The 15,510-nt window shown below is 65.2% G+C and carries 9 protein-coding genes; 6 read left to right on the top strand and 3 right to left on the bottom strand.

The window, feature by feature from the left end; genetic code table 11:
* Positions 1 to 104 precede the first annotated feature (104 nt).
* From AC1RP5_RS09060 to AC1RP5_RS09050, 3 genes are read left to right on the top strand one after another with little or no spacing between them, the layout of a single operon-like run.
* Entirely contained in the window at positions 105 to 2,042 is a 1,938-nt protein-coding gene (locus AC1RP5_RS09060; protein WP_493110307.1) for a tetratricopeptide repeat protein, read from the top strand.
* Entirely contained in the window at positions 2,039 to 2,698 is a 660-nt protein-coding gene (locus AC1RP5_RS09055; RefSeq protein WP_493110306.1) for an ABC transporter ATP-binding protein, read from the top strand. The genes AC1RP5_RS09060 and AC1RP5_RS09055 overlap by 4 nt, the downstream gene beginning before the upstream one ends.
* A 16-nt stretch (positions 2,699 to 2,714) precedes the next feature.
* Positions 2,715 to 3,992, top strand: a complete 1,278-nt coding sequence (locus AC1RP5_RS09050) for a KpsE/RkpR family capsule polysaccharide export protein (protein ID WP_493110305.1) — start codon at positions 2,715 to 2,717, stop codon at positions 3,990 to 3,992.
* A 40-nt stretch (positions 3,993 to 4,032) separates the two neighbouring features.
* On the opposite strand, the gene AC1RP5_RS09045 is transcribed toward AC1RP5_RS09050, so the two are convergent.
* Together AC1RP5_RS09045 and AC1RP5_RS09040 are read right to left on the bottom strand one after the other, a co-directional pair.
* Positions 4,033 to 5,400, bottom strand: coding sequence for a glycosyltransferase family protein (locus AC1RP5_RS09045; protein ID WP_493110304.1), 1,368 nt, complete (start codon positions 5,398 to 5,400; stop codon positions 4,033 to 4,035).
* Between the two features lie 100 nt (positions 5,401 to 5,500).
* Positions 5,501 to 9,628, bottom strand: coding sequence for a beta strand repeat-containing protein (locus AC1RP5_RS09040; RefSeq protein ID WP_493110303.1), 4,128 nt, complete (start codon positions 9,626 to 9,628; stop codon positions 5,501 to 5,503).
* Positions 9,629 to 9,942: 314 nt separating this feature from the next.
* Between AC1RP5_RS09040 and rfaE1 the strand changes: the two genes are divergently transcribed.
* Positions 9,943 to 11,505, top strand: coding sequence for a D-glycero-beta-D-manno-heptose-7-phosphate kinase (rfaE1, locus tag AC1RP5_RS09035; protein WP_493110302.1), 1,563 nt, complete (start codon positions 9,943 to 9,945; stop codon positions 11,503 to 11,505).
* The gene (rfaD, locus tag AC1RP5_RS09030) at positions 11,502 to 12,482 is read left to right on the top strand and encodes an ADP-glyceromanno-heptose 6-epimerase (protein ID WP_493110301.1); all 981 of its coding nucleotides are present in this window, start codon (positions 11,502 to 11,504) and stop codon (positions 12,480 to 12,482) included. The genes rfaE1 and rfaD overlap by 4 nt, the downstream gene beginning before the upstream one ends.
* Before the next feature lie 159 nt (positions 12,483 to 12,641).
* On the opposite strand, the gene AC1RP5_RS09025 is transcribed toward rfaD, so the two are convergent.
* On the bottom strand, positions 12,642 to 13,754 hold the full coding sequence (locus AC1RP5_RS09025; RefSeq protein WP_493110300.1) for a class I SAM-dependent methyltransferase: 1,113 nt from the start codon (positions 13,752 to 13,754) through the stop codon (positions 12,642 to 12,644).
* A gap of 168 nt (positions 13,755 to 13,922) precedes the next feature.
* Here AC1RP5_RS09025 and AC1RP5_RS09020 point away from each other — a divergent pair, with 168 nt between their 5' ends.
* Positions 13,923 to 15,089 (top strand): polysaccharide biosynthesis/export family protein, encoded by a 1,167-nt coding sequence (locus tag AC1RP5_RS09020; protein ID WP_493110299.1) that lies wholly within the window; start codon positions 13,923 to 13,925, stop codon positions 15,087 to 15,089.
* Positions 15,090 to 15,510: the final 421 nt, after the last annotated feature.

The raw sequence follows: 15,510 nt of genomic DNA, 5'->3' as shown, positions 1-15,510 counted from the left end.
CAGCAAAGGGTTCAGAATTTGTTGCAGCGACGCAAACTTCGATCCACTCGGTTCGATACTGCTGAGGGTAGCACCGATTTTTGTCAACTCGTGCCGGAGTGACCGTGCCGGACGCTGAAAGCGCGAGATTATCGACCGCCAGCTCGATCGAAGAGGTGCGCCTGCGTCTGTCGTCGAACGATGCGGAAGGCCCGCTTTCCGCCGACGAACTGCTGGTCGCCTCCGAGATCGCCTATGTGAGCCGCGACCTCGGCGTCGCGATCGCCGCCATGACGCTGCTGGTGGAGCGCGAACCGCTGCAGGCGCCGTTCCACTACCGGCTGGCCGTCCTGTTGCTGGAGAACACCGATCCCGCGGCAGCCGGGAAGAGCGCCGAACAGGCGATCGCCTGCGATCCCGCCTTCGAGCCGGCCCACGACCTGCTGGTCCAGATCAGGAGCCAGTCGGGCGACATCGAGGGTGCGCTCGCCGCCGCCCGCGACCGGGCCACGCACTGCGGTCCCACGCAGGAGGGGCAGCTGCAGATGGCGCGGCTGCTCGTGCAGGCGGACCGGCCCGACGAGGCGCTGCGTGCCGTGCACTCCGTGAACGACGGCGGGGCGCCCACCGAGGAGAGCCTCCTGATGGAGGTCGAGCTCGCCTACCGGTCGGGCGACCTGCATGCGGCGTCCAACGCCGCGGCGCGCGCGGCGCGGCTGTGGCCGGACGCGACGGCGCCGCGCGACAAGCTGGCCCGCATCCTGTTCGAGCTGAGCAATCACGGCCAGGCGATCCCGCTGCTGCTGCGCATGCGCGAGGAGCAGCCGAACGACGCCTCGGTCTGCCACCTTCTGGCGGCCTCCTATTCCTCGATCGGCAAAAACCGGCTGGCGCTGGACGCGATCCTCGACGCGCTCGCGATCGAGCCTGCCAACGGCGAATACCTCTACATGGCCGGCGTCCTCTCCAACCGGCTGGGCGAGCGCGAGCAGGGCCTGCGCTACCTGCGCCAGGCGCTGTCGGCGGCGCCGGACAAGGCCGCCATCTATGTCGAGCTGGCCCACGCGCTGGCCCATGCCAACGACGACGACGAGGCCGTCGAGGTGATCGACCGGGCGACGCAACTGGCGCCCTCCAGCACCAGCGTGCGCGATCTCAGGCTGTTCCTGCTGGCCCGGCAATCCGGCCGCGAGGTCGGCGCCTTTGGCAGCAGCTCGGGCCTGTTCCCGCCCATGCCGCGAGCGCCGGCCCGCGATCGGCCGCGACCCACGTCGCGCCTCGCGATCCTGGGCGATCAGCTCCTGACGCAGGTCCGCGTTCTCACCGCGCTGGTGCTGCGCGACTTCCGCCATCGCACGGCGCAGGGGCGCTTCGGCTTCCTGTCGCTGTTCATCCCGCAGGCCATCAACATCCTGACCCTGGGCGTGGTGCTGAGCCTGTTCAACGGCGGCATGCCGCCGATCGGCGAGCACCTGTTTTTCTTTTACGCAACGGGCGTGATGCCCTTCTATCTGTTCATCCACGTCATCGATCACTCGCAGAACATCTTCCAGGACAATATCGGCGTGCTGCAGGTCCCGGTGATCGCCCGCCTCGACCTGGTGCTGGCGATGGCGCTGACAGAACTGTTGATCGGCTTCACCGTGATGGTCGTCACCTTCGGGACCTTCGAGCTGATCTCCTACGGCCCGCGCACCGGCAACCACATCGAGGCCGTCTACGCCACGCTGGCGGTCTGGCTGTTCGCGCTGGGCCTGGGCCTGATCAGCGCGGTCATGACCAACGTCTGGCGGCCGTGGAGCAACGGCTGGATGATCGTCCAGCGCTTCCTCTATGTCGCCTCGGGCGTGTTCTTCCTGCCACAGAGCATGCCGGAGTGGATCCGCGAGCCGCTGAACTGGAACCCCCTGCTCCAGTGCATCGAATGGTTCCGCGCGGGCTTCTTCCGCGGTTACGAGCCGCCGTGGCTCGACAAGACCTACGTGCTGGCCATCGCCTTCGGCACGACGATGGCTGGGCTGATCCTCGAGCGGGCGCTGCGCCGCCGGATGAAGACGCTGTGATCCGCCTGGAAAACGTCAGCAAGAGCTACGCCGTGCCCGGCGGCCGCCATGTCATCCTCGACGATGTTAGCTTCGAGCTGCCGCCGCTCAGCCGCATCGGCATCTTTGGCGTGAACGGCGCGGGCAAGTCCGCCCTGTTGCGCCTGATCGCCGGCAGCGAGATGCCCGACCGGGGCCGCATCGTGCGCGAGGGACGGGTGTCTTTTCCCGTCGGCTTCACCGGCACCTTCCACCCGCTCCTGTCGGCCCGGGAGAACGTCTCCTTCCTCGCCCGGGTCTACGGCATGAACGACCACGAAGTGAGCGCCTGGATCGAGGATTTCGCCGAGCTCGACCGCTATTTCGACATGCCGGTCGGCACATACTCGTCCGGCATGTTCGCCCGGATCGCCGTCGCCACCAGCTTCGCCTTCGATTTCGACCTTTACCTGGTCGACGAGGTCATCGAGGTCGGCGATGTGACATTTCGCAGGAAATGTGCGGCCGCCTTCGGGCAGCGCATGGAATCGTCGTCCCTGATCCTGGTGTCGCAGCATGTCGAGACGATCCGCCAGTACTGCAACCTGGGCGCGGTCCTGCACCAGGGCAAGCTGAGCGACTTCACGACGATTGACGAGGCCCTCGAAACCTACGAGCGTTCACTGCGGGCGACATGACCGGTACATTGGCACGATGACCCAACCCCAGAGGCCACCCGTGAAGCTGGTGCCGGCGGCGAACGCGCCTGCGCCGGCGCGCACCGACGAGGGCACGCTGGTCGCCGGGGAGGCCTCCGAACAGGCTCGTCCGTCGACCGTCCTGTCGGCGCGGCGCGTGACCGGCCGCTGGACGCCGGCGGACGACCGGTCGGGCCGCCGGTCCAAGTTCTGGTCGATCCTCGTGTTCCTGCTGGTCGTCGGGCTGCCGACCGCGCTGGCCGGCGTCTATTACGGATTCATTGCGTCGGACCAGTACGTCACCGAGATCCAGTTCGGCGTGCGCTCGGCCGACGCCCAGCGCAACGACGCTACCTCGATCTTCCAGGGCATGGCCTCGGCCTCGCAGATCGGCCTGCAGTCCAACATCGTCGTGAAGTACATCAAGAGCCGGTCGATGGTCGATGCGATCGGCGAGAAGCTCAATCTGCGCAAGATGTACTCCAACCCGTCGGTCGATTACTTCTCGCGGCTCAATCCCGACACCTCGATCGAGGGGCTGGTCGATTACTGGCGCGGCAAGGTCGAACCCTATTTCGAGCTGACGACCGGCATCGTCAGCGTCCAGATCCGGGCCTTCACGCCCCAGGACGCACGGACCATCGGTCGCGACGTGCTGGCCCTCTCGGAAAGCCTGGCCGACGACCTGTCCAAGCGGGCGCGCGCCGACTACGTGAAGTTCGCGCAGGAGCAGGTCGACGAGGCCGCCGAGAAGCTGCGCAAGGCCCGCGAAGCCATGCTCGAGTTCCGCGACCGCGAGCGCTCGCTCGACCCGAACAAGGAAGCCGACGCCGCGCGCCTGGGCATCGGCAAGCTGCGCGACGAGCTCGGCCGGGTCCGTGCGGATTATCTGACGGCACGCGGGCGGACGGGCGAGAACTCGCCGATCGTGGTCACCCTGCGCGATCGCATCAAGGCGCTGGAATCGCTGATCGCCGACGCCGAGGCCCGGATGACCGGCCCGAACGCCAAGGAAGCCGTGCCGATGAGCCAGAACATCCGCGGCTACGAGAATGTCGAGACCGACCGGCAGCTCGCGGAGAAGTTTTATGACGCGGCGATGCAGTCCCTGCAGCGCGCCCAGTTCGAGGCCTCGCGCCGCGCGATGTACCTCGAGGTCTTCGTCACGCCGTCACTGGCCGAACACTCGGTCTATCCGCGCCGTTTCGTGTCCGTGCTGATCGTGGCCCTGGCCGCGTTCGGCGCGTGGATCTTCCTGCTGATGATCTACTACTCGATCAGGGATCACGTTTGAATTCCGTCGTCTGAATTCCATCGTCTCGACCGGAGCAGCCTCACGCCTCGATCAGCTGCCTGTACGCCTCGATCATGCCCTTGGGATTGTAGGTCTGGATCGCGATCTCGCGCTTGGCGGCGAGGCCCGGCTCGAAGCCATCGAAGCGCTGGAGCTGGTCGGCCAGTTCCATGAAGTTGCCGATGTTGAAGTACTGCATCGCCCCCTCGAAATAGAGACCCATCTCGCGGAAGACCGGCGCGTTCGAGAACAGCGCGCGCGAACCGAATTCGAGGGCGAAGGTCGCCGGGCCCGAGCCGCTCTGCCCTTCCTTGGTGCGCATGTAGGGATGCACCACATAATCGAGCATGGCGTAGAACTTGGGCATCTCCTCGTCCGAGGCCTGGCCGAGATAGTGGATGCGGTGCGCGATCTCGCTGGTCGGGAAGAAGTACTTGAATTCCGACTTGGCGAAGAGCTTCTCGCGCACTTCGCGGCGCCAGACCTGGTCGGAACGGACCACTGGCCCGCCGAGGATGTTCTTGATGCCGCCCGCGATCTCCAGGCTGTTGTCCGACGAGGGCTTGTCGACCGAGAGCGGGAAGGACAGGAGCTGGCGCACATAGCCGCCGATGTCGCGGCCGGGTTCCAGCGCCTGCGGATGCTCGCCGCCCACCAGCACGAGGCGCCAGTCGTCGGGCAGGAACTCCAGCGCCTTCATCGCCGTCAGGTGGCCTTTGTAATTGGCGAAGAAGCCGCAGACCGCGAAGTACTTGTACTTGGGGTCGAGCCCGTACTGCGCCAGGAAGCGTTCGCGATCGAGCGAGGCGCGGACCTCGGCCACCTCCTCCTGGTCAAAGTAGCAGATCGGATAGTTCGATATCTGACGCAAATTAAAGAAACGTTGCAGCAGGGTCTGGTCGCCGCGGTTGAAGGTCAGCACCTTCACATGCGGCGACTTGCGGACGTAGCTCCAGAAGCCCTCGTAGATCGGGTCGAGCGCGCCCTCGATCAGGCCCATGACGGCGGCGCCGGGCCGCAGGTTGAGCATGTTGCTGGTGAAGGCGGTCAGCGACCGGCTCGACATCTGGCGGTCGAAGCCGTGGATGGTGATGACGGCGCATTTGGCGGCCTTCAGCAGGCGCATCACCCGGGTGTAGGAGGTCTTGGCGCGCGTGCCGTAGAGACCGGGTTCGAACTGCAGGAAAACCGCGTCGAAATCGGCAATTTCCCGCGCGATCCGGGCGATTTCCTGGTCGCCCTTGCGGCGGATGAAGGTCGGCGACTGCAGGCGCAGCAGCGAGACCGGGAGCCGCTTGACCTCGACCTCGTACCCCGCTGCCAGGAGATGCTTCAGAAGGCGGGTGCTGTAATAGGCGGCACCGCACTCCTCGTTGTAGCTGGATACGATCGCAACGCGCTTCTTCATCTCGAACTCCGGCCGTCCTCTGCGTCCGGCCGGACATTAGCAGCGATCAGTCAATTTGGGGCCGGTTTTCTACGAAGAATCCGGCCCCCAGATAGTGTTTCTAGACGAACAGAAAGTCCGACTGGCCCGGCAGCGTGGTCAGATGCTGCAAGGTCAGCGTGTCGCCGTTCGTTCCGGTGATCACCATGTTGCCGTCGACCACGGCGCTGTGGCTCTGGACATAGGCGTAGTTGGCGAACTCCGAGGTCGGCAGCGAGATCGTGTCATCGGCCGACGTGAAGTCGGTGATGACCGCCGTGCCGAAGAACGGTTTGAAGGCGAACGTATCGGCGCCGCTGCCACCGGTCATGATGTCGTTGAGGATGCTGTTGAGCGTCTGGGGCGTCGACAGCAGGCCCTGGATGGCATGGCCGTTGTCGTTCAGGTTGTAGGTTACCTGCGCCTCGGTCGAGGTCGTGCCGCCGGTCACGACATAGTCGAGCTGGTAGCTCGAATATTCCTTGTTCTGCACGTTGGTGAAGTAGCGCGAGATGCCGGTGACCACGCCGTCGCCGTTGGCATAGTCGTAGCCGTAGGCGGAATAGGACTGGCCGGTGACGCCGGTCCAGGTCTCGCCGATCTTCTGGCCCGACGCGTTCAGCTCGACCGCGTAGCCGGTGTAATCCTGTCCAACGATGTCGGTCTGGTAATAGGTCTGGCCGGTCAGGACGCCATTGCCGTTGGCGTATTCGTTCATCCACGACGAGTAGAGCTGCGTGGAGGTGATCTGGCCGCCGGTGAAGATGTCCCGGATGAGATGGCCGCCGGCATCCAGGTCCTGCTCGTGGCCAGTGTAGTTCTGGCCGACGATGTCGGTGAAGTAATACTTCTGTCCCGACAGGTGGCTGCCGGTGCTGTTCACGACGTAGTCGTCCTCGTAGGACGAGTAAGCCTGGGTCGTGACGCCGCTGTAGAAGATGCGCATCGTCTGGCCGTCGGCGCTCAGGTCGTGCTCGTAGTTGGTGTAGGCGTGGCCCTGAACGTTCGAGAAGAAGTACTTCTGACCGATCAGGCCGTTATGGGGCAGGACGCTGCCGTAGCCGGCGGCGTAGTCGTACTCGTAGGCGTGATAGGCCTGTCCGCTGACGCCGGTGAAGGTGTAATTGGTCAGCCGGTTCGAGCCGTCATACTCGGCCGCGTAGCCGGTATAGGCCTGGCCGGTGATGTCCGTATGGAAGTAGGTCGCGCCGGTCAGTTCATTGTCGTCGTTGTAGTCGTACTGCATCGACGAATAGGCCTGGCCGGTGACGCTCATCAGGAAGCTGTGCGCGCCGGTCATCTTGTCGATCGCCGCGCCATTGGCCGTGTAATCCGTGTAGGCGATCGACAGGATCGAATCGCCGGTGTCGGTGAACTCGATCTGCTGCAGATGGGTATTGGTGGACAGGGCGCTGAGCGCGTTCGCCACGTTGCCGGCCTTGTCCTGCACGATCAGCTGGTAGGCCGAGCTGTCGGCGTTGTGCGCCACCGCGAGCGCGCCGGCATCGCCGGTGATCTGCCCGACCGTGACGGTGAGCGCGTCGTTGTCCGAGATGGTGATCGAGGTCGGCAGGTTGGCGCCGTAGGTGTCGAGGTCGGCCGAGATGTTGGCCGCCGTGTCGCTGACGGCGCCGGTCGCGGCCACACCGGTCACGGTGAGGGTCAGCGCGACGCTCGGCGGGCCGTAAGGCGTCACGCCGTCGGCCAGCAGTTCCTGCATCACCACGGTGTAGGTGCCGTTGCCCAGGGTCGAGGTCGTCGTCGTCTGCCAGCGGCCGTCGAGATCGGGCGTTGCCTGCAGCACGCCCGAGAAGGTGCCGCCTGCCGTCTGGGTGATGACGACCTGGGCGATGTGCCCGGGAACGATCTGGTTGGTCTGGGCCGAGGTGAGACCCCAGGTCGCGATCCCACCGGAGCTGTTGATGACGGAGTTGGTCGGCGTACCCGAATGGGTGCCGTTGTTGGTGCCAGTCCAGCCGAAGGCCAGCGGCGTCTCGCTCGTGATCGCAAGGGTGGGTGCCGACGAGGCCGGGACATTGCCCTGCAGGGGCATGCCCGTGCCGTTCTGATCGTCGAGGGCGGTGAACGTGCCACCGCTCAAGGTGCCGGCGATCGGCGCCGCTGCCGCCTGGTTTAGCGATGCCCCGCCGGCATAGGCGAAGGTCAGCATCTCGACCGGCATCGTCTTGTATTCGTTGAGGTCGATCTCGATGAAGTTGACGCCGAGATTGTTCGGATTGACGTTCGCACCACCGGCGACCGCCACGTCGAAGATCGTCGCTTCGATGTCGCCCGGCGTCGTCGAGGCCGCCGTCGTATAGAATTCGTAGACCTTCTGGCGGCCGGCATCGTCGGAAAGAACGATCTGGTACCAGCCGATGTCACCCTCGGCGACGGTGCTGGCGACCGGCAGTCCCGCGACACTGAAAGTGCCCAGCGAGTTGGCGCCGGCCGTTATCGTCCAGGCACCCGGAGAGCCCGAGAACGTGAAGGTCTGCCAGATGTTGCCGTTGGTCGGCAGGGTCACGTAGTCGAACTGGCCGTGGCCCTGGGAATCCTTGCCGGTATAGATGCCGATCTGGACGGTGAGATCGGACCGCAGCAGCGTCTGCCCGTCCCGTCCGACCACGTTGAGATAGAGGGCGCCGGTGGTGTCGGGAATCAGGTAATCGGTCTGGGCCGCGGCCGGCGGCAGGAAAGGTCCGCCTGTCGGCGCCGTGTAATTCGGCGCGGTTTCGGCCGAGCCGTACACGTAGAGATTGATGTTGCCGACATTGTTCGACGGCTGGGTGCCCGACACGCCCGGCTGTCCCAGCGGGATCAGCGGTCCGGGCGTGACGTCGACCGACAGGTTGTCGGAGAAGGCCGAGCCGTAGACGTTGGAATTGTAGAAGAAGTACTCGCTGTAGGCGTCGTAGTGGATGTAGCTCGGCGTGGGCGAGACGCTGGTGTCGCGAAAATTGTCGAAGGCGTAGGCCGCGTCCCAGTTGGCATTGTTGTTGAGATTGATCGACTGGGCTGCCCAGTTGGTCGCGCCGTAGGTGCCGCCATTGTAGGGATTGGACTGGTTGGCGACGGTCGCCCAGTAGCCCGCCGTGAAGCCCGTGAAGGCCTGCGTCAGCACGTTGCCGAATTCGTCGTTGGTGCCGCCGGGCGTGACGTAGATGGCGTCGGCCGAACCCGGCGGGCTGCCGCTGCCGGGAACGGTGTAGGGCTTGGTCAGGTAGGGATCTTCGTAGATGTACAGCTTGCCCTGGCCGGCCGAGTAGAGGTTCGACTGCAGGTCGGCCTCGCTGATCACCATCCACGCCTTGGTCTGGCTCTCCGCCTTCGGGCTGAACACGAAGTACTGGCCCGCGGCGCCCCAGGTGCCGGTGCCGAGCTGCACGGACTGGATCTTGTAGGAATAATACTGGCTGTTGTGCCACACGCCGTTGGCATCGACTTCGCCGTTGGTCGACCCCGACAGCAGCAGGTCGTGCTGCGCGGCGAAGCCCTGGGTCACGTAGTCGGTCCAGTCGCTGACCGGATAGAGATTGCCGCCGCCCATCTGAATGTTGGAGGGCGAGATGACCATCATCGTGTCGCCGGAAAGCTGCCCTCCGTTATAGGTCAGGACGTTGGACGGCGAGCCGTTGTTGTTCAGAGCCGTGACCGTGTCGCTCTGGGTCTGGCCATAGCCGCGATACTGCGTGGTGCCGTCGTCGTAAGTGACGGACACCTGCGTGTTCAGCGAATAGCCCGGGATCGCCGTAAGGTCGCCCGCGTCTCCACCCTTGCCGAGCAGCGAGTATTCGAACTGGGAATAGCCGTACTGATAGTTCGACACGTTGATCGCGATATCGGCTTCCGCGGTGATCAGCGTGGTGAGGTCGTTGGCGTGGTCGCTCGTGCCCGGTGTCGTCAGCGCCTCGCTCTGCACGATCAGGTAGAGCGCGCCGCCGTTCACCGTCGGCGTCGTGGTGTCGGTCAGGTCGATGCTGACGGTGTAGGTGTGGCTGGTCGGATCGAGCGTGCCATTCATGAGCTGGCCGCCGTCGATCACCGTCGTGAAGTTGGTTCCCGCCACGGGCGGCGAGCTGTTCCACAGATAGACCCAGACGCCGGTGTAATTCGCGCCGGTCTGGCCTCCCTGCTGGCCGGTGACTTCGGTGATGAAGGCATCGGACATCTGGAACGTCAGCGTGACGGGCGGCGGAGTCGTGGCCATATCTACTCTCCCTGCATCGTGTTGAGTGTCACAGCCCGACGTTCCCGAGGGGCCGAGCCCACGACCAAGGTTGAGTTGCGCGTCATCATTTCCCCCGCTCCTGCCCCGCAGGGCAGCCTCTGATCGCGGCCGGATTTTGAAGGCATGGAGAATCGAACGTCAATCCGTTCGGCCGCGAACAAAGGTTACAGTTCTGTAATGACAGCAGCCGCACGACATGCCTTGCGCAAATAAGGGCTGGCGGTTGTGCCCCTCGGGATTGCATTCTGTGGGCAACAGTTGCCCCCGAGGGGGCGCCAACACAGGGTTCGAGTATGAAGAACGGCAGGGAGCACGGCCCGCCGGCTGCCCCCAACGGCAACGATCGCGCGGCATCGTTTCGGCAGTACCTGACGAAGCGCTGGTCTCCCACCGCCGAACCGATCCTGGTCGTCGGCGATTCCATGCTGGACGTGTACGTCTTCGGCACGGTCGACCGGATCTCGCCGGAAGCGCCGGTGCCGATCATGCGCCAGCAGCAGACGCGCGAGGCCGCCGGCGGTGCGGCGAACGCCGCCCTCAACATAACCAGCCTGGGCGGCAGCGCCCATCTTGTCTCCTGCATCGGCGACGATGCCGACGGCGATCGTCTGGCAACGGTGCTGGCGGCGGCCGGGGTCTCGGTCGATCTCGTGCGCGCGCCCAACCGGCCGACCACGGTCAAGACGCGCTTCTCCGTCGGCCAGCATCAGATCCTGCGCCTCGACCGCGAGGACCCGTCGACGGTGACGGCCGAGTGCGAGCAGGAAGTGCTGGCGGCGATCGAGCGGCGGATCGGGAGTTGCCGCCTGGTCGTGCTGTCGGACTACGACAAGGGCATGCTGACGGACCGAATCCTCGAGCAGACGATCGCCTGGGCGCGCGAGCGCGGCGTGGCCGTCGTCGTCGATCCCAAGCGGCGGGATTTCTCCGCCTATCGCGGCGCCACCTACATCAAGCCCAACCTCACCGAGCTCGAACGGGCAACCGGCCTGTCCATGTCGTCGAACGACGACGGCGCCGTCGGACGCGCCGCCGGCCTCGTGGCGGTGTCCACTGAGGCCAACGTCCTGGTCACCCGCTCGGAAGCCGGCATGTCGCTCGTGCGGCCGAACGGACCGCCGATCCACATGTCCACGCACGCCCACCAGGTCTTCGACGTGACCGGCGCCGGCGACACGGTGATCGCGGCCTTCTCCCTCGGTCTTGCATCCGAGCATTCCACCGCCGAGGCGATGGCCTTCGCCAACCTCGCGGCGGGGATCGCGGTTTCCAAGCCCGGCACGGCCATGGTGCTGGCGGACGAAGTCGAGGCCGAGCGCTCGCTGCTCGCCGACGACGAAGTCATCGCCAAGGGCGCGCTCGTCGCCGTCGAGACGGCGATGCGCCTGCGCCGGATCTGGAAACACCAGGGCCTCACCGTCGGCTTCACCAACGGATGCTTCGACCTGCTGCATCCCGGCCACATCCAGTTGCTGCGGCAGGCGGCGCAGGGGTGCGACCGGTTGATCCTGGGCCTGAACAGCGACGCCTCGGTGCGGCGCCTCAAGGGAAGCAGCCGCCCGGTGCAGACGGAAGACAATCGCGCCGCCGTGCTGGGCGCGATCGAGCACGTCAACCTGGTCGTGGTGTTCGACGAGGACACGCCGGCCAACCTGATCGACCTGCTGGTGCCCGACCTGCTGGTGAAGGGCGCCGACTACAAGATCGAGGACATCGTGGGCGCCGACACCGTGCTGAAGGCCGGCGGCAAGGTCATCACGGTCGAGCTCGTGCCCGGACAGTCGACGACCAGGCTGGTCGCCGCGGGCCGCCCAGGTAAGGTCGATGGCAAAGTCGACGGCAAGGTGAACGCGTGATCCTCGTCACCGGGGCGGCGGGCTTCATCGGGTCCAACGTCGTCGCCGCCCTCAACGAGCGCGGCCGCAACGACATCGTGGTCTGCGACTGGCTGGGCCAGGACACGCGCTGGCTGAACCTGCGCAAGCGCATGTTCCGCGACTTCGTCTTCCCCGACGATCTCGCGGCCTATCTTCAGGACGCGGGCGACATCGAAGCCGTCATCCACATGGGCGCGAACTCCTCGACCACGGCGGTCGACGGCGATGCGATCCTGCGAACGAACTTCAAGTTCTCGCTGAAACTGCTGGACTGGTGCGCCGAGCGCGGCGTGCCGCTGATCTATGCCTCGTCGGCCGCGACCTACGGCGACGGCACCCAGGGCTTTGCCGACGGCACCTCGTTCGAAGCGCTGCGCGGGCTGCAGCCGCTCAACCTCTACGGCTGGAGCAAGCACCAGTTCGACCTGGTCTTCGCCGAGCGCCTGGCGCAGGGCCTGCCCCTGCCGCCCAAATGCATCGGCCTGAAGTTCTTCAACGTCTTCGGCCAGAACGAGTATCACAAGGACGACATGATGAGCGTGGTCGCCAAGAACCACGCGATCGCGGCCTCCGGCGGCGAGGTGAAGCTCTTCAAGAGCCATCGCGCCGACTTCGTCGACGGCGGCCAGCAGCGAGACTTCATCTATGTCGACGATGTCGTGGACGTGATCCTGTGGTGCCTCGAGGCCGGGCCTCGCGCCGGCCTGTTCAATGTCGGGACCGGCGCCGCGACCTCGTTCCGGGAGCTGATCGAGGCGCTGTTCGCCGCGGTGGGCCGCGAGCCCAACATCTCCTACGTGCCGATGCCGGAGACACTGCGCGAGAAGTACCAGTATTTCACCCTGGCGCCGCTCGACGGGCTGCGGGCCGCCGGCTACCAGGCGCCCTTCACCACGGTCGGCCCGGCCGTGGCGCGTTACGTGAAGTATCTCTCCGGCAGCGACCGCTATCGGTAGCTCGCTAGAAAACCCCGTCGTCTCGACCGGAGCCTCGCGTAGCAAGGCGCAGCGGAGAGACCTTCTCTCCGCCAAAGCCGGCTAATCGTTGAAAGAAGGTCTCTCCGCTACGCGCCTGCGGCGCTTCGGTCGAGACGACGGATATTGGCCGAAGGCGCTTCAGCCTACGCCCCCCGGCAACTCGCCCTTCTTCTTCACGAAGCGGATGAAGGTGTTGGGCGCGATCTTGTCGCTGTCGAAGATCAGTTCGACGGCGCCGGACGCGATCAGGCCGTCGAGCCAGGGCGCGACCGTCGGCGTCTCGGGGCGGCCGACATCGTCGATGCCGATGATCGTGTCGGGGCCGCACTTCGACCAGATCGTCTTCAGCACCGGGTCCATCAGCACGCCCATGTCGAGGTCGAGCCAGACGAAGCTCAGCGGCCCCGTCAACTGCGCGCAGGTCTTGGTCGCATCGCCCTTGATCGGGGTGAGCGGCAGGATGCGCGACCATTGGGTGAGGTAGTTGTAGGCGTCGAACTCGTCGTCCCGGAAGGCACCGACGCCCAGCGCACCGCCCGCCGGATCGTCGATCTCGAAGCCGTGGAACGTATCGAAAGTGTAATAGTGCTTCTCTGCACCCAGCGCCTTCATCAGGAAAGCGAGCTTCACCGACAGGATGCCGCGGAAGCAGCCGAACTCGGCCACGTCGCCCGGAACCGGCAGCGCTTTTTCCAGGAACGGGAAGATCAGCGAGATGTTCGCTTCCTGACGCATTCCGGCAACTTCGTGCGGCAGCAGCGCCTTGATCCGGGCCTGGGTGTAGTCGACCAGGCTCTGATAGGCCTGCCCCGGCTCGATGAACGACCTCATGTGACCGACGATCTCGTCGACCACCTTGGCCAGCGTGGTGTTGTCGTCACTCTTCACGGCCTTCGACGACCAGTCGTCACGCCGATTGGCGCGGAACTCGACGGTCTTTTCGTCGAGATAACGGTCGTATTCCGCGCATTTGGCGACGAACGTGTAGGTTTCGGCCGTCGGCGCGCCCTGCTGCGAGGCGCTCTTGAGGCAGTCCAGAAAGGCACAGACGGCCGCATGCTGGCCGCGCGAATCGCGCAGTTCGCCGCCCTCCGCGGCGGCCTTCAGCACGCCAAAGGACGGCCTGCCGCCCAGCCCCGGCTTCATCAAACCGGCATGGTCGACGAACACCCGGGCGGTGGACCGGAAGGCCTCCGCGTCGTCGAGCCCAAAGCCCAGGTCCGACGTCACAACGCTCGATATGGAACTCACTGACAGTCCTTTCCGGGCCTGCAACCGCCCGATGCACCGCTCGCGCCGGGAACCGCTTCCCTAAGCTCCCGAACTCTGCGCAGATTGGGTTTCAAGATCATACAATGTAGATTGTCGTCGAAACCCATAAAGTCTGCGCGGATCGGTATGGCGAGCCTTCCTGTTTCAATGTCGACGCTGCTCAGCGCAGCCTGTGTCCTGCTGGCGGGTTGCGACCTGCTTCCGAGCGACGGCCCCAATGCCAACGGGATGCTCGCACACTCCTCCTCGCAGTTGAAGAGCGATGCGGCCTCGACCGCGGTCACGCGCTACGCGATGGTCAGCATCAACGCCCGGATCGCCGAGGAAGAATCCAATTATTACCGGCCCGTGGCTGGCAGTGTGCCCCAGGGCTTCGCCGGCGGCGGCGCGTTCGGCGCCATCGGCGTCGGCGACACGCTGCGCGTCACGGTCTGGGAAGCCGGCGAAGTGACGCTTCTTTCGGCCGGCCGCGGCGATCGCAAGGGCACCGACGTCACGGTGCGTGTCGATACCGACGGCACGATCGCGCTGCCCTATGCCGGGCGTTTCCCGGTGGCCGGCCGCCGCGTATCCGAGGTCGAAAGCGCGATCGTCTCGCGCCTCAGCGCCCAGGCGGCGCAGCCCCAGGCCACCGTCATCGTGGCGGAGAATGTCAGCAGCGCGGTCTCGGTCCAGGGCGACGTGACCAAGCCCGGCCCCTACCCGCTGCAGACCTCCAACCAGCGCCTGCTCGACCTTGTGGCGATGGCCGGCGGCATGAAGTATCCGCCCTACGAGACCTCGGTGCGCGTGACGCGCGGCCGCTCGACCATGCTGGTCTCGATGCAGGACGTGATCGACCAGCCCGAGACCTACAACGTGCGCGTCTCGGCGGGCGATGCGCTGATGCTGTCGCGCACGCAGCAGAAGTTCCTGGCGTTCGGCGCCGTACTGAAGCCGGGCGAGCAGGTGTTCGGCAAGATGACGCTGAACCTCTCCGAGGCGCTGGGTCAGGTCATGGGCCTCGATCCCAACCGCTCGGATGCCAAGGGCATCTACCTGTTCCGCTACGAGCCGGTGGCGCTGGCCCGCCAGATCGGCGTCGAACCGGTCACGCCCGACCGCCCGACGGTTCCGATCGTCTACCAGCTCGACCTCAAGGACCCGAAGTCGTTCTTCGCGATGAACCAGTTCCCGGTGCGGCCGAGCGACATCCTCTACGTGTCGGCCGCGCCGCTGTCGGAAGCCTCGCGCTTCTTCCAGATCCTCTCGGGCGCCACCAACACGGTCGCCATTCCGCGCACGCTGCTGGGCACCTATCCCAGCGGCAGCTAGTTTAGGGGCAACGATCAACCGCCGGCCTATTCCCTGACGCGCGGGATAGCGCGCTAGCAATAAGGCCAGCGCCTCTTCTCGATAACGCTGATGACATCTCTGATCTTCAGGCTTCTATAGGGGCGGGCGCCACGTCTCTCCCGCATTCTTCTTAATAAGAGGCCGATAAGAGACAACTCTCCCGGAACGTAGTCGGCAAGGATGAGATTTGGTTCGAAGCCGAGTTCCTTCCATAGCCAGACAGCAAACTCGTAGAAGTCATCGCCGTAAATTCCGAAGTCATAGTAGCTTCGGTATCCAAGGAAATTTGAAACGCGGCAGCACGGCGACCAGAGGCGCCCTTGAGATACTTAAAGACTTTATCCTCGGATTCGGAATTGGTGACCGTTCGTACATTCCCTCGAGAGAGACTTTCCGATGA

It is taken from the genome of Reyranella sp. GW821-FHT12G01, assembly GCF_058806575.1.
Note: the sequence above shows the minus strand (reverse complement) of the source record. Positions and strands in the feature narration are given on the sequence as shown.

Bases quoted from the DNA above. Each gene is read 5' to 3' on its own strand.
- AC1RP5_RS09050 (WP_493110305.1), top strand. From the start codon at position 2,715: ATGACCCAACCCCAGAGGCCACCCGTGAAGCTGGTGCCGGCGGCGAAC.
- AC1RP5_RS09045 (WP_493110304.1), bottom strand. From the start codon at position 5,400: ATGAAGAAGCGCGTTGCGATCGTATCCAGCTACAACGAGGAGTGCGGT.
- AC1RP5_RS09040 (WP_493110303.1), bottom strand. From the start codon at position 9,628: ATGGCCACGACTCCGCCGCCCGTCACGCTGACGTTCCAGATGTCCGAT.
- rfaE1 (WP_493110302.1), top strand. From the start codon at position 9,943: ATGAAGAACGGCAGGGAGCACGGCCCGCCGGCTGCCCCCAACGGCAAC.
- AC1RP5_RS09020 (WP_493110299.1), top strand. From the start codon at position 13,923: ATGTCGACGCTGCTCAGCGCAGCCTGTGTCCTGCTGGCGGGTTGCGAC.